The sequence below is a fragment of the Aeromonas sp. S8(2024) genome (assembly GCF_041403085.1).
Classification (GTDB): domain Bacteria; phylum Pseudomonadota; class Gammaproteobacteria; order Enterobacterales; family Aeromonadaceae; genus Aeromonas; species Aeromonas dhakensis.
In genome coordinates this window covers 104,015-125,995 of the sequence record NZ_JBGLRF010000010.1, presented here as the reverse complement: position 1 = coordinate 125,995, position 21,981 = coordinate 104,015, and the positions used below count along the sequence as shown (strand labels likewise).

Genomic DNA, 21,981 nt, shown 5'->3' with positions numbered 1-21,981 from the left:
CGTTGCTTTGGTCACTTCATCAGACATTGAAAATCAAAAATTGTTTTTGATGCTCGATGCTGTGAGTGCCCACACAGATTGCTTGATTCAAATTGTTAAAGAGCGTGGCGCCTGTCGCGCTGAGGAGGCGTATAATACCCTCCTCACTTCGAAAGTCAAGCACTTGTTTTCGCTTTTCTTTCGGCGCTGGCTTCACGAGGAAGCGAGCTCATCAGGTTGGCGTGTTCTGCCGTGCTGGTGAGGGCGCATTATAGGGAGGCGCGTCGCGATGACAAGGGCTTTTTGCAAAAATGCGTTCGTTTGCTGAAAAAGCAGACTAAAGCCCCCTAATCACAGGTTTTCGCCCGGTTTCACGCCGCTTTTTTGCTCAACTCTTCGCTTTGAGCCTGGATATAGTTGACCCAGCTGGTCGCCCGCTGCTGCCAGTTACCCTGCTGCTGCAGTTCACGGGCCAGCACCAGCGCCTCGGCATACTGCTCCTTATTAAGGTGTGCCTGTACCAGCAGAGCCTTGGCCCTGTTGCCTTGCTCCCCTTTCACCGACTTGATGGCCGCGAGCTGAGTCATGGCGGCATCTGTTTTGCCTTGTTGCAACAGCAGCTCAGCGGCGCGCATGGCCGCCTTGGGATGAGCATGCTCGCGGGCGAGCAGTTGCCAGCTGTCGACGGCCTTCGGCCACTCGCGCGCCCCTTCCCACAACTGGGCCAGCAGCTGACGGTTGTCGGCGCTTTGCTTCATCTGTCCCTTCACCATGGCAGCTTCCAGCAGGCGGGCGCCGCGATAGGGCAGCCCCTGCCAAGCGTACAGGCGGATCAGCTGGTTACGGGCGGCGGCATCATCCATCAGCTGACGGTCGATGGCGGTTTGCAGCAGAGCCAGCGCCTGATCGCCGCGCTTGGCGGAGAGATTGAGCGACACCGCCTGTTGCCACCACTTGCTCTCTTTCGGCTCGTGACGGATCAGCTCTTCGGCCTGATCGGCGGCCACTGTGTAGCGCTGCAGCGCGGTGAGAGAGGAGAGGCGGATGATGGCTGCCTGCTTCTGCCAGCTCTTCTTCAACAGCTGTTCACTCTGGCTGGCCGCCTCACCGTACTGCTTGTTGTGGTAATAGAGGCCGGCCAGACGCAGGCGCAAGGCATCGTCAGCCTTGATGGCCAACGCGGCCTTGTAGCTGGCGATGGCACCGGCCCAGTTGGATTGCTGGGCCTGGATGTCGCCGCGCAGCCGCAGCAGTTGCTGCTGTTGCTGCTCGGGCCACTCTTTATAGGCCAGCGCCAGCTCCACGTAACGGCTCGCCTGCGCGGTCTGCTGCAGGTTGGCAGCCAGGGAGGCCTGCAGTTGGGCCAGCCAGGCGCGCTCAGCATCGCTATTTGGTTTGAGGCCGGATGCCTTGCTCTGGGCCTGTTGCCACTGGCCGGACTGATAGAGCTTCATCACGGGCTCCAGCTGGCGGGAGAAATGGGGGCTCACCTCCATCGCCAGACAGGCTTGGCTGACCAGGGCCAGCAGACAGATCCAGATCCGCAACATAGTTATGACTCCAGTTTGAATTTGAGCGTGATGACTTGCACCAGCTTGTCGGTGGCGCCGGGTCTCGGCTGATAACGCCACTTGTTGATCGCCTGAATGGCCGCCCGCTCGAACTGACGCTTCGGCTTGGCCTCGACCACTTCCACATCCTGTACCCGACCGTCGGCATCGACGCTGAAACGTAAGGTGACCGACCCCTCGATGCCGGCCTGCTGGGCCCGATAGGGATAGACTGGCTCGATCCGCTGCAGCGGCATCAGCATGTCACCGGCGCCGACCCCGGCACCTTGCTGCTGGCCATGGAAGTTGCCGCTCGCGACCGGGTTGGGGCTGGTCGCGACGCCAGGGGCATAGACCTGCACCGCGCTGAGGCTGGAGACCAGATCCAGGCTCGGCTGCACCGAGGGCAGCGGGGCCGCCGTCGGCATAGGCAGCGACGTCGAGGCCAGCGCAGCAGGTGGCTCCGGCAGGGGTTCCGGCTCCTGGGGTACCGGGCGCTCACGCACCTGCACCTCGGTCACCTCGTTCTGCATGTTGATGACGATAGACTTCTGCTCGGCGCTCGCCTTCTCCCCTCTGGGCGGCTCCACCAGGGTGGCCATGAACAGCAGGATCCCCAGACTGAGGGCAATCCCCAGCCCCAGGCTCATCAGCTTGTATTTCATTTCGGTGCCACCGCCACGGCGATGTTGGCGATGCCTGCCGCCTTGGCCTCATCCATCACCCGCACCACCTTGCCGTGGGGTACCCGCTCGTCGGCCTGGATCACCAGGCTGGCATCGGGCTGTTCCGCCAGCAGGCGGGCGACGCTGGCCTGTACTCGCTCCACGTCGATCTGCTTGCGGTCGAGGAAGATCTGCCCCTGAGGGCCGATCGCCAGCATGATGCTGGAGGACTTCTGCGCCTTGGCCTGGCTGGCCTGGGGCCTGTGCACCTCGAGCCCGGCTTCGCGCACGAAGGAGGTGGTGACAATAAAGAAGATCAGCATGATGAATACGATATCCAGCATGGGGGTCATGTCGATCTGCACTTCGTCGCGCTGGCGTTTGGATTGCCGTCTCATTGCATTACCTTCTCTTCTCGCAGGCCGTCCCGGGTCTTGGCCAGCGCACGCTTGGCCTGGCTCTCGAGCCGGCTGAGTAACAACACGCCGGAGAGCGCGACCACCATGCCAGCCATGGTGGGGATGGTGGCACGGGAGATCCCGCCCGCCATGCTCTCCGGGTTAAAGCGGTTGGCCGCGGCCAACGCATCGAATACGCCTATCATGCCGGTCACGGTACCCAGCAGCCCCAGCATGGGGCAGAGCACGACCAGGGTGCGGATGAAGATCAGATGACGGTTGAGCTCAAGCTCGGCCTCGGCCAGCCAGCGCCCGCGAATCGCCCGAGCGTGCCAGCTGTGGCGCTCGCTGCGGGCCTGCCAGCGGCCGAGCAGCTGGCGCTGCAGCGGGGCAAACCCCAGGTTGAGGTAGAGCAGCCGCTCGATCATCAGAATCCACATCAGCACCAGCAGGGCCAGAATGACCCAGAGCACCGGGCCGCCACGACCCATGAAGCTCTGCAGCTGTTGCCAGATGTCGAGCATCATGCCGCCCGCTCCATCCCGTCACGGTTGCTTTCGGCCCGCTCGGCCAGAATGCCGGCCACCTGCTGCTCCAGCACGTTGGAGAGCTCGGTGAAGCGAGACTGCAGCAGGCTGTGAGCCAAGATCAGCGGAATGGCCGCCACCAGACCCTGTACCGTGGTGACCAGTGCCATGGAGATGCCGCCCGCCATGATCTTGGGATCGCCGGTGCCGAACTGGGTGATGGCCTGGAAGGTGCCGATCATCCCGGTCACGGTACCGAGCAGCCCCAGCATGGGGGCAATGGCCGCGATCACCTTGACCATGCCGATGCCACGCTCCATGCGGGGGGTCTCCTGCAGGATCGCCTCGTCGAGACGCAGTTCGAGGGTCTCCATGCTCAGCTCGGGATGCTTGTCAGCCACCGTCAGCACCCGGCCGAGGGCGTTGTCGGCATGATATTCACCGCTCTTGAGCTGGCGACGAACCCGACCCAGTTCACGGGAGAGGCTCCACAGCCGCACCCCGGCGATCCCCAGGCCGATGGCGGCCAGCAGCACTATGATGGCGCCGACCTGACCACCCTGCTGGACTTGCTGCCAGAAGGTAGGGGCTTGCGCCAGCATTGCCAGCAGGGTGCCGTGGGAGGGATCCAGCGGCAGCGCTTCCCCTTCCTGGCCCTGATAAGCGGCCGCGGCGGAGAGCACGTTGCTGGGCAGGCCCAGCACCGGGCTCAGGCCTTCGGCTGTGGGTTGCAGGAACCCCTGCTCGCCAAGCAGCGCGAAGCTGCCGACCCGGGTCAGCGATTGCTCGCTGGCCGCCCCCTGGGCATCCAGCACCTTGCCGTTGAACTGGGCAACCCGGCCCGACTCGCGGATCTCCTGCAGCAAGGTGGCAGGCAGCAGGGCGAGGGCGGCGCGATCCGGTACCTGCTTCTCCTGTGCCATCGCCTTGAGCGGCGCGAGGCGCTCGGGGTACTGACCTTCGACCGCGGATTCACTCAGCAGCTTGACCGCATCGCTGGCCCCCTGACGGGTGACCGCAAAGATCTCGTTCATGTCGCCGGAGGCCTGCTCCCACTGGGCATTGAGCTCCACCAGCTGCTTCTCATTGGTAGCGAACTGGCTGGCCAGCTCCTTGCTCAGGCGCTGGGCCTCGGCCAGCTTGGCGCGGGCACTGTTCAGCTCCTTGGAGACGGACGCCAGATCCTGCTGCGCCTGCTGTTCACGGGCCTGTTCCTGCTGCTGCCAGGCTTCATCGGCCACGGCGGCAGTGGTGCCCAGAGCGAGGGCGAGGGCGAGGGGGAACCACTTCATGGTGACTCTCATGACTGGGCCTCCTGACCACGGCTGACGGAAAGGGGGACATTCAACAACTGGGGAACCTTCTTGTCGGCGGCCATCTCCAGCGCCTCGGCGACGGGGGAGAGCCACTGGCTGTCGAGGGGCTGCCACTGCTTGTTCTGTCCGGACCAGCGCCACGCCTGGGAACGATCGGCGGTCATCGCCAACAGGGAGACCCGGCCCACCGCCAGCACGTCGACCCGGCGCGGTGCGCCGTCCAGCACCAGTTCGGCGGCATAGCTGTCGAGCCGGCTGCCATATTCGGCTTCGATCTGGTAGGCCTGCAGCAGCTGGCGGAACTTCTCCGCTTCGCTCACGTCAGCCCTGGCCAGAGTGGCTTTCAGCTGTTCAACCCGCGCCAGGCGATCTTCCTTGCGCAGCGGAATGTCATTTTGTACCAGCTGCTCCAGCTCGGCCTGCATCTGCAGCATCAACGGGATCAGGCCCTGCCGGGTCTCCTGTACCGCCTCCAGCTGCTGACTCAGCTTGCCCAACTCATTTTGCTGATCGGCCACCAGAGACTGCATGTAGCGGTTGTAGGCTTCCAGATCGCGCAGTTGCAGCTGCGCATTCTGCAGCTCCAGCCTGGCGGCAACGGCCGCATCGGCGGCTTTCTCCACGCGCTGCTGGGAGGCTTTCCCGGCAGCTATGCTGTTTTTCAGTGCCGGCGCGACCAGCTCGTCGGCGCCGGCAGCGAAGTGGACTGACAGTGGCAACAAGGCCAAACCCCAAAACTTGTTCATGATATAAATCTTAACAATGATAACTATTCTCATTGTCTCAGAGTGGAGGGTCAGTGGCAATCAGATGATTTTGTTGGCCTTCGGCTGAAAAAACAGGATAATTTTTAAGCAAGCACGGGAGTCACTGGCGTTGTTCGTCACAACACCAAATTAATAAATAAAAAATATCTTTTCGATCAATGTGATAGAGATCGAAAAAGGAGAAGTTCATGTTCAACGATGCGATCTGGGAACATATCGATCGGTTCACCAAGGCCAAGAAGACCAGCGACATCCAGCAGCAGCTGGAGCGCTTCAGTCACCAGATGGGCTTTGATTACTTTCGTTTGCTGATTATTTTCCCCATCAGCATGCAGAAATCCCATGTGGCGTTGTTCAACAACTGCCCCACCAGCTGGTTCGATGCCTATTCGGAGCGGCACTACCTGACCCAGGATCCGGTGGTCTTCCTGGGGCTGAAACAGACCCAGCCCATCTTCTGGAACAAGCTCGACTGCGACTCCCCCTGGCTGCCCAGCGCCAGCCGGGAGGTGATGAACCTGGCCGCCGACTTCGGGGTGAGAAACGGCGTCTCTTTCCCGCTGCACACGCCGCAGGGGGAACACGGCATCCTCTCCTTCATCAGCAAGGAGAAGTCCAATTCCGATCTGATGTTTGAAAACGTTCCCTTGCTGTCGTTCTGCGCCAGCTACATCTTCAACTCGGCGCTGCAGCTGATAAAGAGCAGGCCGGATCTGATGAAGTACCTGACCGAACTGTCCGATCGGGAGAAGGAGTGCCTGTTCTGGGCCAGCGAGGGCAAGACCTCCTGGGAGATCGCCACCATCCTCGGCATCAGCGAGCGGACCGTGAACTTCCACCTCAATCAGGTCACCAACAAGACCGACTCGAAGAACCGCAACCAGGCGATCGCCAAGAGCATCTCCAGCGGCATCATAGTGCCCTCGCTGGACGACGTGACCATCACCAACCTGCGGTTGTCATGACGCCAGCCCGGCAGCACAGCCAATAAAAAAGAGCCGCAATGCGGCTCTTTTTTCATTTCTGACGACGGCTTATTCCACCGTCACGGATTTTGCCAGGTTGCGCGGCTGATCCACATCGGTACCCTTGATGAGGGCTACATGGTAGGAGAGCAGCTGCAGCGGCACGGTATAGACGATCGGCGCGATCACCTCTTCCACGTGGTTCAGGCTCATCACCCGCATGGTTTCGTCGCTCTTGAAGCCGGTATCGGCATCGGCGAAGACGTAGAGGATACCGCCACGGGCACGCACCTCTTCCACGTTGGACTTGAGCTTCTCCAGCAGATCGTTGTTCGGCGCCACCACTATGATGGGCATCTCGGCATCGATCAGCGCCAGCGGGCCGTGCTTCAACTCACCGGCGGCATAGGCCTCGGCGTGGATGTAGGAGATCTCTTTCAGCTTGAGTGCCCCTTCCATGGCGATGGGGTACTGGCTGCCGCGACCCAGGAACAGGCTGTGGTGCTTGTCGGCAAACTCTTCGGCTAGGGCCTCGATATCCTTGGCCAGCGCCAGGCTCTCCTTGATGCGCAGCGGCAGGGCCTGCAGCGCCTTGACCAGCTCAGCTTCGGCGGCGGTGCTCAGGTGGCCGCGGCAACGACCGATGGAGGCCACCAGCATCAGCAGACCGGCCAGCTGGGTGGTGAACGCCTTGGTAGAGGCCACGCCAATTTCAGCCCCCGCTCGGGTCATAAAGGCCAGATCCGATTCGCGCACCAAGGAGGAGCCCGGCACGTTGCAGATGGCCAGCGAGCTCATGTAGCCGGACTCCTTGGCCAGGCGCAGGGCGGCCAGGGTATCGGCGGTCTCGCCGCTCTGGGAGAGGGTCACCAGCAGGCTGTTGGGGCGCACCACCGACTTGCGGTAGCGGAATTCGGAGGCGATCTCCACGTCGCAGGAGACGCCGGCGATCTCTTCGAACCAGTAGCGAGCCACCATGCCGGAATGATAGGAGGTGCCACAGGCGACGATCTGCACGTGATCGACCTTGTCGAAGATGGCGCGCGCACCGTTGCCGAACGACTCAACCACCACCTGATCACCGCCCAGACGCCCTTCCAGGGTGTTGGTGATGGCCTTGGGTTGCTCGTGGATCTCTTTGAGCATGTAGTGGCGGTACTCGCCCTTGTCACCGGCGTCGTGGGAGAGTTCGGACTCCTGCTCTTCACGCACCACGGCCTCGCCGTGGGTATCGAAGATGTGCACGTCGCGACGGGTCACTTCGGCCACGTCACCCTCTTCCAGGAAGATGAAGCGGCGGGTCACTGGCAGCAGCGCCATCTGGTCGGAAGCGATGAAGTTCTCGCCGATGCCGCGGCCGATCACCAGCGGGGAGCCGGAACGGGCCACCACCACGCGGCTGTCGTCACGGCTGTCCATCACCACGGTGCCGTAGGCGCCGCGCAGCTGCTTCACTGCCACCTGCATGGCAGCCAGCAGGCTGGGGGCGGATTTCAGCTCGTGGTGCACCAGGTGGGCGATCACCTCGGTGTCGGTGTCGGAGCTGAACACATAGCCCAGCGCCTTCAACTCTTCCCGCAGCTCTTCGTGGTTCTCGATGATGCCGTTGTGCACCACCACGATATGCTCGGAGACGTGAGGGTGGGCATTGCGCTCGGACGGTTCGCCGTGAGTGGCCCAGCGGGTGTGGGCGATGCCGGTGCCGCCGTGCACGGACTGCTCGTCCAGCGCCTTGGCCAGCTCGGCCACCTTGCCGAGGCGACGCACCCGCTGCAGCGGCTGACTGGCGCTGAACACGGCCACACCGGCCGAGTCGTAGCCGCGGTATTCCAGACGGCGCAGACCCTCTACCAGAATTTCAGCCACATCACGTTGGGCGACGGCCCCGACGATGCCACACATACACTTCTCCTTAAGATGCTATTGATTCGGTTGGATAATCATTTGTTCAGGTCAGACTGCCACGGGGGCGCAGATCAGCTGGATCCCCTTGGCCTGAATTCGTTCTCTGGCCGAGATGGCCAGCCCCTCGTCGGTCACCAGGGTATGGATGCTGGACCAGGGCAGTTCGAGATTGGGGATCTTGCGGCCGATTTTTTCCGACTCCACCATGACGATGACCTCCCGCGACACCTCGGCCATCACCCGGGACAGCCCCACCAGCTCATTGAAGGTGGTGGTACCGCGTTCCGGATCGATGCCGTCGGCGCCGATGAACAGCTGGTCGAAGTCATAGGAGCGCAGCACCTGCTCCGCCACCTGACCCTGGAAGGATTCGGAGTGGGGGTCCCATGTGCCTCCCGTCATTAACAGGGTAGGCTCGTTTTCCAGCTCGCGCAGGGCACCGGCCACATTGAGGGAGTTGGTCATCACGATGAGACCGCGCTTGTTGCCGAGCAGCGGGATCATGGCGCTGGTAGTGGTGCCGCTGTCGATGATGACGCGGTTGTGATCGCGGATCCGTTCGGCCGCCGCCTTGGCGATAGCCAGCTTTCGTTTCGAAACTTGCTCTGGATTGCCGTCCACCACCATCTCGCTGGGCAGGGGCACGGCGCCACCGTAACGACGCAGCAACAGGCCACCGGTCTCCAGCACGGCCAGATCTTTGCGAATGGTCACCTCGGAGGTGGAGAAGTGCTTGGCCAGGGCATCGACGCTCACTTCACCCTGCTCCTGCACCAGGCTCACTATGGTGTGACGGCGCTGCTGAGTATTACGTTTGGTCATCTTAAAGTTTCGATTCGAAAGAATGTCGAAATATTAATGCCTTTTCTGGAAAAATCAAACGGCAAATAGGATCCGATATGGTTCGATGCCAGAATGGGGGGCTGATTTGCGACGAGGATGCCATGCAAAAACGAACCATCTGGCTGGTAGAAGATGAAGCCAGCATCGCCGACACCCTGATCTATGCCCTGCAAACCGACGGTTTCGAGGTGGAGTGGTTTTCCCTCGGCCAGCCGTTGCTGGCGCGACTTGCCCAGTCGCGCCCCGACTTCCTGATCCTGGATGTGGGGTTGCCGGACATCAGCGGCTTCGAGCTGTGCAAGGAGGTACGAGCCCGCTGCGACGTCCCCCTGATGTTCCTCACTGCCCGCAGCGAAGAGATAGACCGCCTGATTGGACTGGAGATTGGCGCCGACGACTATGTGGCCAAGCCCTTCTCGCCCCGCGAGGTGTGCGCCAGGGTACGGGTCATCCTGCGCCGCAGCCAGCCAGCCGCCCCCCAGCCGAGCCAGACACTCACCCTGGACGAGGAGCGGGCCCGCATCAGCTTTCACGGCCAGCCGCTGGCGCTCACCCGCTACGAATACCTGCTGCTCAAGACCCTGATGCTGACGCCGGGCCGGGTCTACTCCCGCCAGCAGCTGATGGATCTGGTGTGGAGCGGGGCGGAAGAGAGCCTGGATCGCACCGTCGACACCCACATCAAAACCATCCGCGCCAAGCTGCGAGAGCGGGATCCGGACGCCAACCTGATCCTGACCCACCGCGGATTGGGTTACAGCCTGGAGCAGGCATGAACAGAGGGTTGCCGGGTCACGGTCGGGGGATGACATGAGAATCGGACTGCAACTGCTGTGCGGGCTGGTGCTGATCTTTGCGCTGGCCGCCTGGTTCGTGCTGGAGATCTTCGTCGAGGAGATCAAACCCGGGGTGCGCAGCGCCACCGAAGATACCCTGGTAGACATGGCCCAGATGCTGGCCCCGCTGGCGCTGGATGACCTGCAGGAGGGGAAGATGGCCGACGGCCGGCTGGCCAGCGCCTTCGCCCGCCTCAACCAGAGCCCCATCAACGCCCTCATCGACGGCCACCTCAAGCAGCAGGCGGAGTACCGCATCTATGTGGTCGACCGCTGGGGCAAGGTGGTTTACGACTCGGACGGGGTGGATCTGGGCAAGGACTACTCGCGCTGGAACGACGTCTACCTGACCCTGCGCGGCGAATACGGCGCCCGCAGCACCCGCAGCGATCCCGACGATCCCACCAGCTCGGTGATGCACGTCGCCGCCCCGCTGCGGGAGGGGGACGACATTCTGGGCTCCCTCACCGTCGCCAAACCCAACCGCACCCTGCTGCCCATGATAGAACGCAGCGAGCACCAGCTGCTGCAGGGGGCAGCCTTGCTGCTGTTCATCTCACTGCTCATCGGTGCCCTGCTGGTGTGGTGGCTCAACCGCGCCATCGGCAAGCTGGTGCACTATGCCGATGCGGTCAGCCAGGGCCAGCCCGCCACTCTGCCACGCCTCTACAGCCCGGAGCTGGATCGGCTCGGCCGCTCCCTTGAGACCATGCGCCGCCAGCTGGATGGCAAGGCCTACATCGAAGCCTATGTGCACAGCCTGACCCACGAGCTCAAGAGCCCGCTGGCCGCCATTCGCGGGGCAGGGGAAATACTGACCGAGGCCCCGCCGCTGGACGTCGCAAAGCGTTTTATCGGCAACATCAATCTGGAGACGGCCCGCATGCAGCAGCTGATCGAGCGGATGCTGCAGCTGGCCAAACTGGAGTCGGGGCAGGGGCTGGATAGACAAGCGGTCGAGCCGGCCAGGCTGGGCAGACGGGCGCTCGACGCCCGCCAGATCCTGGCCCAGCGCCGCCAGATCACCCTGCACGCCGAGCTGGGGGAAACCCAGAAACAGAAGTGGGACCCGCTGCTGGTGGAGCAGGCCCTCGGCAACCTGCTGGACAACGCTCTCGACTTCTCCCCCGTCGGCAGCACTCTCAGGCTGAGCGGCGCCATGGAGGAGGGGGGTTACTGCTTCCGGGTGCGGGATCAGGGACCCGGCATTCCGGCCTACGCCCTGCCGCGCATCTTCGAGCGCTTCTACTCCCTGCCCAGACCCGACAAGGGCAAGAGCAGCGGCCTCGGGCTCAGCTTCGCCATGGAGGTGGCGCGCCAGCACGGCGGCCGGCTGACCCTCACCAACCAGGCTGACGGCGGAGTGCTGGCCGAGCTCTGGTTGCCAGCGGGCTGACACTTCACACTGGGCACATAAAGCGGCGCTATGCTGGTGTTTTCCCAGCGAACTTTATGTGCTCAAGGAGCCCCCATGTCCCGCCTTCTGTTATCCGGCCTGCTCGGCGCAGGCCTGCTGTTTTCACTGCCTGCCAGCGCCGCCACCGGCTGCTTTCTCTATGCCGACGGCAACGGCCAGACCCTCTCCAGCGAAGGGGATTGTTCAAGCCAGCTGCCACCCGCGTCCACCTTCAAGATCCCGCTGGCGCTGATGGGTTATGACAGCGGCTTTCTGGTGGACGAGGAGCACCCGGCGCTGCCCTTCAAACCGGGTTACGACGACTGGCTGCCCGCCTGGCGGGAGACCACCACCCCGCGCCGTTGGGAAACCTACTCGGTGGTCTGGTTCTCCCAGCAGATCACTGAATGGTTGGGGATGGATCGCTTCCAGCAGTACGTCGATCGTTTTGACTACGGCAACCGGGATCTCTCCGGCAATCCTGGCAAGCACGACGGTCTGACCCAGGCCTGGCTCAGTGCCAGCCTTGCCATCAGTCCACAAGAGCAGGCCCGCTTCCTCGGCAAGATGGTGAGCGGCAATCTGCCGGTGTCGGCGCAGACCCTGCAGTACACCGCCAACATCCTCAAGGTGAGCGAGATCGATGGCTGGCAGATCCACGGCAAGACCGGCATGGGCTACCCGAAGAAGCTGGATGGCAGCCTCAACCGGGAGCAGCAGATCGGCTGGTTCGTCGGCTGGGCCAGCAAGCCGGGCAAACAGCTCATCTTCGTCCATACCGTGGTGCAGAAACCCGGCAAACAGTTCGCCTCGCTCAAGGCCAAGGAAGAGGTGCTGGCCGCCCTGCCGGCCAAACTGAAAACCCTGTGATACCCAGACCGGCGCCAGGCGCCGGTTTTTTTATCCCCCTTCACCCCCGCTTCACACAGCCCCATATCCCCTTCACCCACGACCGTCACACTCGGCTCCATCAACAAGGAGACGTGTCATGGTCAAACAGATATTCAGCCACAAGATCTTTCTGCTGCTGTTGCTCAGCCTGCTGCTGATGGTGCCGGTGCAATCCATCATGGAGCTGAACCGGGAGCGCCAGGCCTATCGCAGCCAGGCCATCCACAGCATCATGGCCAGCAGCAGCGGGCCGCAGCGACTGCTGGGGCCGGTCGTAGTGCAGCCTTATACCCGCACCGTCACGGTGGAGCAGGATGGCAAGCGCTTCGAGCGCAAGCTGCAGCTCTATCGCTACCTGCTGCCGGAACAGCTGGACGTGCAGGCGAGCATGGAGGTGACCCCGCGCAAGCTAGGCATCTACCAGGCCCAGGTCTATCACACCCGGCTCTCCCTCTCCGGGCGACTGCCTGCCGAACTGAACGGTAAAACCCTGATCAGCGGCGAACCGGATCTGACCGTCGATGGCGCCGATCCCGCCCTGGTGGCAAGCAAACCCTATCTGAGCCTGGTGCTGTCCGATGCCCGCGGCATCAACCGGGTACCCGAGCTGCAACTGGGGGAGCAGCGCATCCCGTTCGCCCCCGGCGCCTTGCTGGGTGACGGACTGGCCGGCATCCATGCGCCGCTCGCGGCCCTGCCGGGGGAGGGCGGCGCTTTTCACATCGAACTGGACCTGCAGGGGATGAACCAGCTGGAAGTGGTGCCTCTCGGCCAGGACAGCAGGCTCAACCTCGCCAGCAACTGGCCCCACCCCAACTTCATCGGCGACTTTCTGCCGGGCAGCCGCACCCTTACCGCCAGCGGTTTCGAGGCCAGCTGGCAGAGCAGCTGGTTTGCCACCGACATGGAGAGCCGTTTCAACCGTATGATGAAGGGCACCAGCGGCGATCTGCCCGCCTTCAGCGTCAGCCTGGTGCAGCCGGTGGATCACTATCAGCAGAACGAGCGGGCCGCCAAGTATGCGCTGCTGTTCATCGGCCTCACCTTCCTCAGCTTCTTCATGTTCGAGCTGCTCAAGGGGCTGCGGGTGCACCCGATCCAGTACGCGCTGGTGGGCATGGGGCTGGCCATCTTCTATCTGGTGCTGCTGGCACTGACCGAACACCTCGGCTTTGCCTGGGCCTATCTGATTGCCGCCCTGGCCAGCGTGACCCTCAACGGCTTCTACCTCAGCCATGTGCTGGGCGGCCCCAAACAGGGGCTCGGCTTCGCGGCCCTGCTCGGGCTGGTCTACGCCATCCTGTTCGGCTTGCTGCAGGCCGAGGAGATAGCCCTGCTGCTCGGCGCCCTGCTGCTGTTCGTCATCCTGGCGCTGGTCATGGTGCTGACCCGCAAGCTGGACTGGTATCGGGTGATGGGGAGTGCCCCGACGCCCCCCGCCAGCGGGCAGGAGAGCTGAAAACAAAACCGGCGCCATCAGGCGCCGGTTTGCATTTCATTGATCGGGTATCACTTCTTCTTGACCGGGCGAGCCCAGTTTTTGATGTGACGCTGGGGCACCCGGGTGATCACTAGCTCGTTCTCGGCCACATCCTTGGTGATGGTGGAGCCGGCCCCCAGGGTCGCCCCCTTGCCGATGCGCACCGGCGCCACCAGCTGGGTATCGGAGCCGACGAAGACGTCGTCCTCGATGATGGTCTGGAACTTGTTCACCCCGTCGTAGTTGCAGGTGATGGTGCCGGCCCCGATGTTCACCTTGGCACCTACTTCGGCATCCCCCAGATAGGTCAGATGACCGCACTTGGAGCCAACCCCGAGGCGCGCCTTCTTCATCTCGACGAAATTGCCGACGTGAGCATCCTGCTCCAGTACGGCACCCGGGCGCAGGCGGGTAAAAGGACCGACCGAGCACTGGTCGGCGATTTGCGCGCCTTCGATGACGGAGTAGGGTTTCACCTCGGTGTGATCGCCGATCACGCAATCCTTCAGCACGCTGCCGGCACCGATGCGGACGTGGTTGCCCAGCACCACCTTGCCTTCGATGATGACGTTGACGTCGATCACCACCTCTTCCCCGATCTCCAGAGTGCCACGCAGATCGAAGCGGGCCGGGTCGATCAGGGTGGCACCGGCGATCATCAGCTTCTCGGCCTGCATCTGCTGATAGCTGCGCTCGAGCTGGGCCAGCTGCACCCGGTTGTTGGCCCCTTCCACTTCCATGGCGTCGTCCGGGTGGACTGCAGCTATGGGGCAGTTGTCGGCATGGGCCATGGCGATCACGTCGGTCAGATAGAACTCGCCCTGGGCATTCTTGTTGTCCAGACGGGAGAGCCAGCTGCGCAGCTGGCCACCGTTGGCCACCAGCACGCCGGTGTTCACTTCGCGGATGGCGAGCTGCTCGGCGTTGGCATCCTTCTGCTCGACGATACCGACCACCTGGCCATTGCTGCGCACAATCCGGCCATAGCCGGTCGGGTTGTCCAGCACCACGGTCAGCAGCGCCATGCCATCGCTTGCCTTGGCGGCCAGCAGCCGCTGCAGGGTTTCCGGCTGGATCAGCGGGGTGTCGCCGTACAGCACCAGCACGTCGTCTTCATCGTTCCAGAACGGGATGGCCTGGGCCACCGCATGACCGGTTCCCAGTTGCTGGGCCTGCAGCACCCAGTTCAGGTCGGATGCCTGGATCCGCTCCTTCAGCAGTTCGGCACCGTGGCCATAGACCAGGTGCAGCTGCTCGGCACCCACCTGGCGGGCGGTATCGATCACATGGGAGACCATGGGCTTGTTGGCGACCGGGTGCAGTACCTTGGGCAGGGAGGAACGCATACGGGTACCTTTACCCGCAGCAAGGATCACGACGTTGAGGGACATAATTCGACCTTTGGAACATGAAAAAATACTCGGCGGAGTCTATCCAACGAGTAAAAAAAAAGCGACCCGCAGGTCGCTTTTTACCTCACCGTTATTAACGGTAATTCTTTTTGACGATATCGATGACCCGCAGTTGAGCCATCGCCTTGGCCAGCTCGGTGGCAGCCTGGGCGTAGTCGATATCACCATGGGAGCTGTGGATCCGCTCTTCCGCCGCGCGTTTGGCTTCCTGGGCTTTCGCCTCATCCAAATCGTCGGCACGAATCGCGGTGTCCGCCAGCACGGTCACGGCTTCGGGTTGTACTTCCAGCATGCCGCCGGAGATGTACAGCACCTCTTCAGTTCCGTTCTGCTTCACCAAGCGGACCAGGCCCGGCTTGATGGCAGTCAGCAACGGAGCATGACCGTGGCGGAGACCCAGCTCACCTTCGGAGCCTGATACCTGAGCGGACTGCACGCGACCGGAAAACAGTTTTCCTTCGGCGCTCACCACGTCCAGGTGAAAGGAGATCATCTCAGCCATGGGCCCTCCTATCGAGGCTTACAGTTTCTTGGCTTTCTCGACAACTTCGTCGATGCTGCCAACCATGTAAAACGCCTGCTCCGGCAGATCGTCGTACTCGCCTTTCAGGATGCCCTGGAAACCACGGATGGTCTCTTTCAGCGGCACGTATTTGCCCGGGGAACCGGTAAACACTTCGGCCACGAAGAACGGCTGGGACAGGAAACGCTCGATCTTACGGGCACGGGCTACGGTCAGTTTGTCTTCTTCTGACAGTTCATCCATACCCAGGATGGCGATGATGTCCTTCAGCTCTTTGTAGCGCTGCAGTACGGTCTGAACGCCACGAGCAGTCTCGTAGTGCTCCTTGCCAACCACCAGCGGATCCAGCTGACGGGAGGTGGAGTCCAGCGGGTCAACGGCCGGGTAGATACCCAGTGCCGCGATCTGACGGGACAGTACCACGGTCGCATCCAGGTGGGCGAAGGTGGTCGCCGGAGACGGGTCGGTCAAGTCATCCGCAGGCACGTAAACGGCCTGTACGGAGGTGATGGAACCGGTCTTGGTGGAGGTGATGCGCTCCTGCAGAACACCCATCTCCTCGGCCAGGGTCGGCTGGTAACCTACTGCGGAGGGCATACGGCCCAGCAGTGCGGATACTTCAGTACCGGCCAGGGTGTAACGGTAGATGTTGTCCACAAAGAACAGCACGTCACGACCTTCGTCACGGAACTTCTCGGCCATGGTCAGGCCGGTCAGCGCCACGCGCAGACGGTTTCCGGGCGGCTCGTTCATCTGACCGTAAACCAGAGATACTTTGTCCAGTACGTTGGACTCCATCATCTCGTGGTAGAAGTCGTTACCCTCACGGGTACGCTCACCTACACCGGCGAACACGGAGTAACCGCTGTGTTCGATCGCGATGTTACGGATCAGCTCCATCATGTTTACGGTCTTGCCTACACCGGCACCACCGAACAGACCAACCTTACCACCCTTGGCGAACGGGCATACCAGGTCGATAACCTTGATACCGGTCTCCAGCAGGTCGTTGCTGTTGGACTGATCTTCGTAGCTGGGAGCCGCGCGGTGGATGGACCAACGCTCTTCTTCACCGATCGGACCCTTTTCGTCGATCGGATCGCCCAGTACGTTCATGATCCGACCCAGAGTCGATACACCGACCGGCACCTGGATGGATTTACCGCTATTCACTACTTCCAACCCACGACGCAGACCGTCGGAGGAGCCCATGGTGATGCAACGAACGACGCCGCCACCGATCTGTTGCTGAACTTCCAGCACCAGACCCTGGCCTTGACCTTCGCTGACAACCTTCAGTGCATCGTACACCTGGGGCACGGCATCTTGCGGGAACTCGATGTCCACCACAGCGCCGATGATTTGGACGATGAAACCGTTACTCATGTCAAATCCTCTAAACCTTTGATAACCCTTGCCTTACACCGCAGCAGCACCGGACACGATCTCTGTCAGTTCCTGGGTAATACTGGCCTGACGGGCCTTGTTGTATACCAGTTGCAGATCGTTAATCAGGTTACCGGCGTTGTCAGTCGCGGCTTGCATGGCAACCATTCGGGCTGCCTGTTCACTTGCCAAGTTTTCCACTACCCCCTGGTAGACCTGGGATTCGACGTAGCGAATCAGCAGGGTATCCAGCAGTTGCTTGGGATCCGGCTCATAGAGGTAATCCCAGTGGTGTTTCTTGGCGAGCTTGCTGTCTTCAGTTACGGGCAAAGGCAGCAGTTGATCGACTCGTGGTTGCTGAACCATGGTGTTGACGAACTTGTTGTACACCAGATACAGCCTGTCAATCTCACCGTTGTCGTAAGCCTTCAGCATGACCTTGACTGAACCAATCAGGTCATTGACGCTCGGGTTATCGCCCAGTCCTGCGACGTGAGCTTTCACCTTGGCGCCGTGCCGTTCAAAGAAGTTGGAGGCCTTGTTGCCGATCAGAGCCAGGTCAACCTTGGCTCCTTTCGCGCTCCATTGCTTCATGTCATTGAGGGCAGCCTTGAACAGGTTGATGTTCAGACCACCACACAGGCCACGGTCGGTGGAGACGACGATGTAACCCACTCGCTTGACCTCACGTTCGATGAGGTAGGGGTGCTTGTATTCCAGGTTCCCCTGAGCGATATGGCCGATCACCTTGCGCATGGTTTCAGCGTACGGACGGCTGGCAGACATGCGATCTTGCGCACGGCGCATCTTGCTTGCTGCCACCATTTCCATAGCGCCGGTGATCTTCTGAGTGTTTTTCACACTCGCGATCTTGTTACGTATCTCTTTTGCGCCGGCCATCTCTTACTCTCCATCAGGTGGCAGCTCGCGCTGCCACACACGCTTACCAGGTCTGGGTTGCCTTGAAGTTGTCCAGCAACGCAGTCAGCTTGCCAACGATCGCGTCGTTGTAGTCGGCCTTGGCATTGATTTCAGCCATCAGCTCGGCATGCTGGGTATTGGCGTAAGAGAGCAGAGCGGCTTCGAAGTCGACGATCTTGTTCAGCTCGACATCGGAGAGATAGCCTTTTTCCGCGGCGAACAGCACCAGAGACTGGTGAGCCACGCTCAGCGGAGAGTACTGCTTCTGCTTCATCAGCTCGGTCACTTTCTGACCGTGGTCCAGCTGCTTGCGGGTCGCATCGTCCAGGTCGGAAGAGAACTGGGCGAATGCAGCCAGTTCACGATACTGGGCCAGCGCGGTACGGATACCACCGGACAGCTTCTTGACGATCTTGGTCTGAGCGGCACCACCTACACGGGATACAGAGATACCCGGGTCAACGGCCGGACGGATACCGGAGTTGAACAGTTGTGAAGTCAGGAAGATCTGGCCATCGGTGATGGAGATCACGTTGGTCGGAACGAACGCGGATACGTCACCGGCCTGGGTTTCGATGATCGGCAGCGCGGTCAGAGAACCGGTCTGGCCTTTCACGGCACCGTTGGTGAACTTCTCTACGTACTCGGCGTTGACGCGAGCAGCACGCTCCAGCAGACGGGAGTGCAGATAGAAAACGTCGCCCGGGTAGGCTTCGCGTCCTGGCGGACGGCGCAGCAGCAGGGAGATCTGGCGATAAGCTACGGCCTGCTTGGACAGGTCATCATAGATGATCAGCGCGTCTTCACCGCGGTCACGGAAGTACTCACCCATGGAGCAGCCGGCATACGGAGCCAGGTACTGCAGGGCAGCCGCTTCGGAGGCAGAGGCAACCACCACGATGGTGTTGGCCAGGGCGCCGTGCTCTTCCAGCTTGCGTACCACGTTGGCGATGGTGGAGGCCTTCTGGCCGATCGCAACGTAGACACACTTAATGCCGGAGTCTTTCTGGTTGATGATGGTGTCGATGGCGATGGCAGTCTTACCCACCTGACGGTCACCGATGATCAGCTCACGCTGGCCACGACCGATAGGGATCATGGCATCGATGGCTTTCAGACCGGTCTGGACCGGCTGGTCAACAGACTTACGCTCGATAACGCCCGGTGCAATCACTTCGATCGGCGAGAAGCCGTCGTTGTCGATTGGACCTTTACCGTCGATCGGCTGACCCAGGGTGTTCAACACCCGGCCCAACAGACCACGACCGACCGGCACTTCCAGAATGCGGCCAGTCCCTTTTACTTTCATTCCTTCTGACAGACCGTCATAGGAACCCATGATCACCGCACCGACGGAGTCACGCTCCAGGTTCAATGCCAGAGCGTAGCGGTTGCCCGGCAGCTCAATCATCTCACCTTGCATGGCATCGGCCAGGCCGTGAATACGAATGATACCGTCGCTCACAGAGACGATGGTACCTTCGTTACGCGCTTCGCTCTTCACATCAAACTGCGCAATGCGCTGCTTGATCAGCTCGGCGATTTCAGTGGAATTCAGTTGCATGCTCTAATACCCCAATCAAGATTGCAGCGCGTCAGCCATGCGATCCAGCTTACCGCGGACCGTGCCGTCGATAACCAGGTCACCGGCCTTGATGAGCACCCCGGCCATCAAGGACGCATCCATGCTGCAATTCAGCTTCACTTTGCGCGCGAGACGTTGTTCCAGAGAAGCCTGAATATTGGCTTTCTGCTGGTCGGTCAGTTCGATCGCCGAAATCACGTCAGCCTGAACTTCTTTATCCAGTTCAGCCTTGAACGCGACGAATTCGGCAACGACCGCCGGCAGCACACCCAAGCGACCATTCTCGGCCATCACCCGGATCAGGTTCTGACCATGCTCGTCGAGTTGCTCACCACAGATGCCGACAAACAACTTTGCCAGCTCTTCGGCAGCCACAGAGCCGTTTACCAGGTTGTGGATGGTCTCGTTCTCCGCTACTTGTGCAGCGAAGCCGAGCATCCCCAGCCACTGGTCAACCGCCTTGTGCTCAACGGCAAACTCGAAAGCAGCCTTGGCGTAGGGGCGAGCGATTGTAGTCAGTTCAGACATAGCCCCGTTCCCGTTACAGTTCTGCTACCAGCTTGTCGACGATGTCGCTGTTGGCAGCCTGGTCGATTTGGCGCGCCAGGATCTTCTCTGCACCAGCAATGGCAAGAGCAGCAACCTGCTTACGCAGTTCTTCTTTGGCACGATGACGTTCAGCTTCAATCTCGGCACGGCCCTGAGCCAGGATTTTTTCCCGCTCAGATTGGGCACCGGCAGCAGCTTCATCAATGATCTGGGCCTTGCGTTTGTTGGCCTGTTCAATGATTTCTGCAGCCTGGAGCTTGGCTTCTTTCAGCTGATCGGTGGCGTTGGCCTTGGCCAAATCCAGATCTTTCTTGGCACGCTCGGCAGAAGAGAGGCCGTCAGCAATGGTTTTCTGACGGGCTTCGATGGCAGCCATCAGCGGCGGCCACACGTACTTCATGCAAAACACTACGAAGAAGAAAAAAGCAACAGCTTGGCCGAGGAGGGTGGCGTTGATATTCACAGCCTGTGTCCTCTTAGTTAGTTAATGGGTTATGTCCGGAGGTCGCTATGACTTAGCCGGCAACCGCAAACATCACGTACAGACCCAGACCAACGGCGATCATCGGGATCGCATCCACCAGACCCATCACGATGAAGAACTGGGTACGCAGAACAGGGATCAGGTCCGGTTGACGAGCTGCACCTTCCAGGAATTTGCCACCCAGGATACCGATACCGATGGAAGCGCCGATAGCCGCCAGACCCATCATCATTGCAGCAGCGATGTACAGCAGGTCCATGTTCAAGTTTTCCATGAGGATCTCCATTTATTTAGATGTAATTGATTGTATAAAAAGGATTATTTGAGTTGCATCAACCATGGTCTTCTTGAGCCATCGACAGATAGACGATGGTCAGCACCATGAAGATAAACGCCTGCAAAGTGATGATCAGGATGTGGAAAATTGCCCAAGGCACGGACAGGATCCACTGAGACCACCAGGGTAGCAAACCCGCAATCAGGATAAAGATCAGTTCGCCAGCATACATGTTGCCGAACAGTCGAAGACCCAGAGAAACAGGTTTGGAAATCAGCGTAACAGTTTCCAGGATGAGGTTAACCGGGATGGCCGCCGGGTGGTTGAAAGGCTGAAGCGTCAGCTCCTTCACAAACCCGCCGATACCCTTGACCTTGATGCTGTAGTACAGGATCAAGAAGAACACGCCCAAAGCCATGGACATGGTGATGTTAACGTCAGCAGAGGGAACCACACGCAGATAGGGAACACCCATCAACTGTGCAGCGTGGGGGATAAAGTCAACGGGGATCAGATCCATAAGGTTCATCAGGAAGATCCACACAAACACCGTCAGGGCCAAAGGTGCGATGACCTTGTTGCGACCGTGAAAGATGTCCTTGACGTTACCACTCACAAACTCGACCAGCATCTCCACAAAGCACTGCAGTTTACCGGGCACACCACTGGTAGCGTTGACGGCTACGCGGCGGAACAACCAGATAAACAGAGCGCCCAACAGAACAGAAAATATCATTGAGTCGACATTGACTGTCCAGAACCCAGACCCGACTTGCAGATGGGTCAGATGGTGGGAGATATATCCCTGAGGAGTCAGGACTTCTCCGGTTGCAGACATGAGTTTTCCTAATAGTGGTTGTTAAGCGTGAATGAGACTATCCACTGTACAACGAGGGCGAGGATATAAGTGGCAAAGAACGAGACGGTATCGACCTCGATCCCGGCGCCAAACATCAGGGCGAAAAGTCCTGTTGTAGTAATGAGCTTAATCCCTGCCCCACCATAAAAGTCCCGCAGAACCAGGCCCACGCTCTCTTTCGTCACCTTGCGGCGCAGAACCCAGAGCGTGAACAGGGCTTGTGGAACCCAGTACATACCCCCCCCGTAGAGAGAGGAGCGTCCGGCAAACGCACCGGCCTGGTAAAACCAGACGGTACTGATCGCCAGGATCAGGACGAGCTGACAAACGAGCATAGCCAAGGCCAGCGTTAAACCTTCCAAGGCTATTTTCTGCTTCACCAACCTACCCCTGAACATTACAGAACTGTAAAAAATCGGGATCCGAAGACCCCGCGTTTACAGCCCAAAAAGCCGGTCAAATTATAC

The 21,981-nt window shown here is 60.6% G+C and carries 24 protein-coding genes; 6 read left to right on the top strand and 18 right to left on the bottom strand.

What is annotated here, in order from left to right:
- On the top strand, nt 1–241 hold a 241-nt coding region (locus tag ACB031_RS19990; RefSeq protein ID WP_371140117.1), incomplete at its 5' end, for a hypothetical protein.
- 109 nt (nt 242–350) lie between these two features.
- Here ACB031_RS19990 and ACB031_RS19985 read toward each other — a convergent pair.
- Genes ACB031_RS19985 through ACB031_RS19960 form a run of 6 tightly spaced genes read right to left on the bottom strand, consistent with a single transcriptional unit; the run spans nt 351 to nt 5,181 of the window.
- Entirely contained in the window at nt 351–1,529 is a 1,179-nt protein-coding gene (locus tag ACB031_RS19985; protein ID WP_371140116.1) for a hypothetical protein, read from the bottom strand.
- Nucleotides 1,530–1,531: 2 nt separating this feature from the next.
- Nucleotides 1,532–2,194, bottom strand: coding sequence for a TonB family protein (locus tag ACB031_RS19980; RefSeq protein ID WP_371140115.1), 663 nt, complete (start codon nt 2,192–2,194; stop codon nt 1,532–1,534).
- Nucleotides 2,191–2,592 carry a biopolymer transporter ExbD gene (locus ACB031_RS19975; protein WP_010635580.1) on the bottom strand — a complete coding sequence of 134 codons (402 nt, stop codon included), beginning with the start codon at nt 2,590–2,592 and terminating at the stop codon, nt 2,191–2,193. Before ACB031_RS19975 ends, ACB031_RS19980 begins: the two co-directional genes overlap by 4 nt.
- On the bottom strand, nt 2,589–3,119 hold the full coding sequence (locus ACB031_RS19970; protein ID WP_005307253.1) for a MotA/TolQ/ExbB proton channel family protein: 531 nt from the start codon (nt 3,117–3,119) through the stop codon (nt 2,589–2,591). The genes ACB031_RS19975 and ACB031_RS19970 overlap by 4 nt, the downstream gene beginning before the upstream one ends.
- Nucleotides 3,116–4,423 (bottom strand): MotA/TolQ/ExbB proton channel family protein, encoded by a 1,308-nt coding sequence (locus ACB031_RS19965; RefSeq protein WP_371140114.1) that lies wholly within the window; start codon nt 4,421–4,423, stop codon nt 3,116–3,118. The genes ACB031_RS19970 and ACB031_RS19965 overlap by 4 nt, the downstream gene beginning before the upstream one ends.
- Nucleotides 4,420–5,181, bottom strand: a complete 762-nt coding sequence (locus tag ACB031_RS19960) for a DUF3450 domain-containing protein (RefSeq protein ID WP_371140113.1) — start codon at nt 5,179–5,181, stop codon at nt 4,420–4,422. Before ACB031_RS19960 ends, ACB031_RS19965 begins: the two co-directional genes overlap by 4 nt.
- A 209-nt stretch (nt 5,182–5,390) precedes the next feature.
- On the opposite strand from ACB031_RS19960, the gene ACB031_RS19955 reads away from it, so the two are divergent.
- Nucleotides 5,391–6,167: a LuxR family transcriptional regulator gene (locus ACB031_RS19955; protein ID WP_016352388.1), complete on the top strand. Its 777-nt coding sequence runs from the start codon at nt 5,391–5,393 to the stop codon at nt 6,165–6,167.
- A gap of 69 nt (nt 6,168–6,236) precedes the next feature.
- Here the strand turns inward: ACB031_RS19955 and glmS are convergent, their stop codons facing one another.
- Both glmS and ACB031_RS19945 read right to left on the bottom strand, forming a co-directional pair.
- Nucleotides 6,237–8,069, bottom strand: a complete 1,833-nt coding sequence (glmS, locus tag ACB031_RS19950; RefSeq protein ID WP_371140112.1) for a glutamine--fructose-6-phosphate transaminase (isomerizing) — start codon at nt 8,067–8,069, stop codon at nt 6,237–6,239.
- A gap of 51 nt (nt 8,070–8,120) precedes the next feature.
- Nucleotides 8,121–8,894 carry a DeoR/GlpR family DNA-binding transcription regulator gene (locus tag ACB031_RS19945; protein ID WP_005307234.1) on the bottom strand — a complete coding sequence of 258 codons (774 nt, stop codon included), beginning with the start codon at nt 8,892–8,894 and terminating at the stop codon, nt 8,121–8,123.
- A gap of 122 nt (nt 8,895–9,016) precedes the next feature.
- Here ACB031_RS19945 and blrA point away from each other — a divergent pair, with 122 nt between their 5' ends.
- From blrA to creD, 4 genes are all read left to right on the top strand, one after another.
- Nucleotides 9,017–9,691 carry a beta-lactam response regulator transcription factor BlrA gene (gene blrA / locus ACB031_RS19940; protein WP_042006327.1) on the top strand — a complete coding sequence of 225 codons (675 nt, stop codon included), beginning with the start codon at nt 9,017–9,019 and terminating at the stop codon, nt 9,689–9,691.
- Nucleotides 9,692–9,725: 34 nt separating this feature from the next.
- Nucleotides 9,726–11,147 carry a beta-lactam sensor histidine kinase BlrB gene (gene blrB, locus ACB031_RS19935; RefSeq protein WP_371140111.1) on the top strand — a complete coding sequence of 474 codons (1,422 nt, stop codon included), beginning with the start codon at nt 9,726–9,728 and terminating at the stop codon, nt 11,145–11,147.
- Nucleotides 11,148–11,222: 75 nt separating this feature from the next.
- Complete coding sequence (gene blaOXA / locus ACB031_RS19930; protein WP_371140110.1) at nt 11,223–12,017, top strand: OXA-12 family class D beta-lactamase; 795 nt, start codon at nt 11,223–11,225, stop codon at nt 12,015–12,017.
- Between the two features lie 118 nt (nt 12,018–12,135).
- Nucleotides 12,136–13,497 (top strand): cell envelope integrity protein CreD, encoded by a 1,362-nt coding sequence (gene creD, locus ACB031_RS19925; RefSeq protein WP_371140109.1) that lies wholly within the window; start codon nt 12,136–12,138, stop codon nt 13,495–13,497.
- A gap of 50 nt (nt 13,498–13,547) precedes the next feature.
- On the opposite strand, the gene glmU is transcribed toward creD, so the two are convergent.
- From glmU to ACB031_RS19875, 10 genes are all read right to left on the bottom strand, one after another.
- Nucleotides 13,548–14,909: a bifunctional UDP-N-acetylglucosamine diphosphorylase/glucosamine-1-phosphate N-acetyltransferase GlmU gene (glmU, locus tag ACB031_RS19920; RefSeq protein ID WP_371140108.1), complete on the bottom strand. Its 1,362-nt coding sequence runs from the start codon at nt 14,907–14,909 to the stop codon at nt 13,548–13,550.
- Nucleotides 14,910–15,003: 94 nt separating this feature from the next.
- Entirely contained in the window at nt 15,004–15,432 is a 429-nt protein-coding gene (locus tag ACB031_RS19915; RefSeq protein ID WP_005307217.1) for a F0F1 ATP synthase subunit epsilon, read from the bottom strand.
- An 18-nt stretch (nt 15,433–15,450) separates the two neighbouring features.
- Nucleotides 15,451–16,839 (bottom strand): F0F1 ATP synthase subunit beta, encoded by a 1,389-nt coding sequence (gene atpD / locus ACB031_RS19910; RefSeq protein ID WP_005307215.1) that lies wholly within the window; start codon nt 16,837–16,839, stop codon nt 15,451–15,453.
- Between the two features lie 33 nt (nt 16,840–16,872).
- Nucleotides 16,873–17,739: a F0F1 ATP synthase subunit gamma gene (gene atpG / locus ACB031_RS19905; RefSeq protein WP_005307212.1), complete on the bottom strand. Its 867-nt coding sequence runs from the start codon at nt 17,737–17,739 to the stop codon at nt 16,873–16,875.
- A gap of 43 nt (nt 17,740–17,782) precedes the next feature.
- Nucleotides 17,783–19,324: a F0F1 ATP synthase subunit alpha gene (gene atpA, locus ACB031_RS19900; RefSeq protein WP_010635591.1), complete on the bottom strand. Its 1,542-nt coding sequence runs from the start codon at nt 19,322–19,324 to the stop codon at nt 17,783–17,785.
- A gap of 15 nt (nt 19,325–19,339) precedes the next feature.
- A complete protein-coding gene (gene atpH, locus ACB031_RS19895) occupies nt 19,340–19,873 on the bottom strand; it encodes a F0F1 ATP synthase subunit delta (protein ID WP_005307208.1) in 534 nt (177 codons plus the stop codon).
- A gap of 13 nt (nt 19,874–19,886) precedes the next feature.
- Nucleotides 19,887–20,357 carry a F0F1 ATP synthase subunit B gene (atpF, locus tag ACB031_RS19890; RefSeq protein WP_005307207.1) on the bottom strand — a complete coding sequence of 157 codons (471 nt, stop codon included), beginning with the start codon at nt 20,355–20,357 and terminating at the stop codon, nt 19,887–19,889.
- A 52-nt stretch (nt 20,358–20,409) separates the two neighbouring features.
- On the bottom strand, nt 20,410–20,652 hold the full coding sequence (gene atpE, locus ACB031_RS19885) for a F0F1 ATP synthase subunit C (RefSeq protein ID WP_005307205.1): 243 nt from the start codon (nt 20,650–20,652) through the stop codon (nt 20,410–20,412).
- 58 nt (nt 20,653–20,710) lie between these two features.
- Nucleotides 20,711–21,493, bottom strand: a complete 783-nt coding sequence (gene atpB, locus ACB031_RS19880) for a F0F1 ATP synthase subunit A (protein WP_005307200.1) — start codon at nt 21,491–21,493, stop codon at nt 20,711–20,713.
- Between the two features lie 8 nt (nt 21,494–21,501).
- Complete coding sequence (locus ACB031_RS19875) at nt 21,502–21,912, bottom strand: ATP synthase subunit I (protein ID WP_162519895.1); 411 nt, start codon at nt 21,910–21,912, stop codon at nt 21,502–21,504.
- Between the last annotated feature and the right edge of the window lie 69 nt (nt 21,913–21,981).

What these genes read in the sequence shown, in the direction of transcription:
- ACB031_RS19960 (WP_371140113.1), bottom strand. Translation starts at nt 5,181, where the DNA reads ATGAACAAGTTTTGGGGTTTGGCCTTGTTGCCACTGTCAGTCCACTTC.
- ACB031_RS19875 (WP_162519895.1), bottom strand. Translation starts at nt 21,912, where the DNA reads ATGTTCAGGGGTAGGTTGGTGAAGCAGAAAATAGCCTTGGAAGGTTTA.
- ACB031_RS19970 (WP_005307253.1), bottom strand. Translation starts at nt 3,119, where the DNA reads ATGATGCTCGACATCTGGCAACAGCTGCAGAGCTTCATGGGTCGTGGC.
- ACB031_RS19965 (WP_371140114.1), bottom strand. Translation starts at nt 4,423, where the DNA reads ATGAGAGTCACCATGAAGTGGTTCCCCCTCGCCCTCGCCCTCGCTCTG.
- atpE (WP_005307205.1), bottom strand. Translation starts at nt 20,652, where the DNA reads ATGGAAAACTTGAACATGGACCTGCTGTACATCGCTGCTGCAATGATG.
- creD (WP_371140109.1), top strand. Translation starts at nt 12,136, where the DNA reads ATGGTCAAACAGATATTCAGCCACAAGATCTTTCTGCTGCTGTTGCTC.
- glmS (WP_371140112.1), bottom strand. Translation starts at nt 8,069, where the DNA reads ATGTGTGGCATCGTCGGGGCCGTCGCCCAACGTGATGTGGCTGAAATT.
- ACB031_RS19980 (WP_371140115.1), bottom strand. Translation starts at nt 2,194, where the DNA reads ATGAAATACAAGCTGATGAGCCTGGGGCTGGGGATTGCCCTCAGTCTG.
- atpA (WP_010635591.1), bottom strand. Translation starts at nt 19,324, where the DNA reads ATGCAACTGAATTCCACTGAAATCGCCGAGCTGATCAAGCAGCGCATT.
- ACB031_RS19915 (WP_005307217.1), bottom strand. Translation starts at nt 15,432, where the DNA reads ATGGCTGAGATGATCTCCTTTCACCTGGACGTGGTGAGCGCCGAAGGA.
- ACB031_RS19945 (WP_005307234.1), bottom strand. Translation starts at nt 8,894, where the DNA reads ATGACCAAACGTAATACTCAGCAGCGCCGTCACACCATAGTGAGCCTG.
- atpD (WP_005307215.1), bottom strand. Translation starts at nt 16,839, where the DNA reads ATGAGTAACGGTTTCATCGTCCAAATCATCGGCGCTGTGGTGGACATC.
- glmU (WP_371140108.1), bottom strand. Translation starts at nt 14,909, where the DNA reads ATGTCCCTCAACGTCGTGATCCTTGCTGCGGGTAAAGGTACCCGTATG.
- atpB (WP_005307200.1), bottom strand. Translation starts at nt 21,493, where the DNA reads ATGTCTGCAACCGGAGAAGTCCTGACTCCTCAGGGATATATCTCCCAC.
- atpH (WP_005307208.1), bottom strand. Translation starts at nt 19,873, where the DNA reads ATGTCTGAACTGACTACAATCGCTCGCCCCTACGCCAAGGCTGCTTTC.
- ACB031_RS19985 (WP_371140116.1), bottom strand. Translation starts at nt 1,529, where the DNA reads ATGTTGCGGATCTGGATCTGTCTGCTGGCCCTGGTCAGCCAAGCCTGT.
- atpG (WP_005307212.1), bottom strand. Translation starts at nt 17,739, where the DNA reads ATGGCCGGCGCAAAAGAGATACGTAACAAGATCGCGAGTGTGAAAAAC.
- blrB (WP_371140111.1), top strand. Translation starts at nt 9,726, where the DNA reads ATGAGAATCGGACTGCAACTGCTGTGCGGGCTGGTGCTGATCTTTGCG.
- blrA (WP_042006327.1), top strand. Translation starts at nt 9,017, where the DNA reads ATGCAAAAACGAACCATCTGGCTGGTAGAAGATGAAGCCAGCATCGCC.
- ACB031_RS19955 (WP_016352388.1), top strand. Translation starts at nt 5,391, where the DNA reads ATGTTCAACGATGCGATCTGGGAACATATCGATCGGTTCACCAAGGCC.
- blaOXA (WP_371140110.1), top strand. Translation starts at nt 11,223, where the DNA reads ATGTCCCGCCTTCTGTTATCCGGCCTGCTCGGCGCAGGCCTGCTGTTT.
- ACB031_RS19975 (WP_010635580.1), bottom strand. Translation starts at nt 2,592, where the DNA reads ATGAGACGGCAATCCAAACGCCAGCGCGACGAAGTGCAGATCGACATG.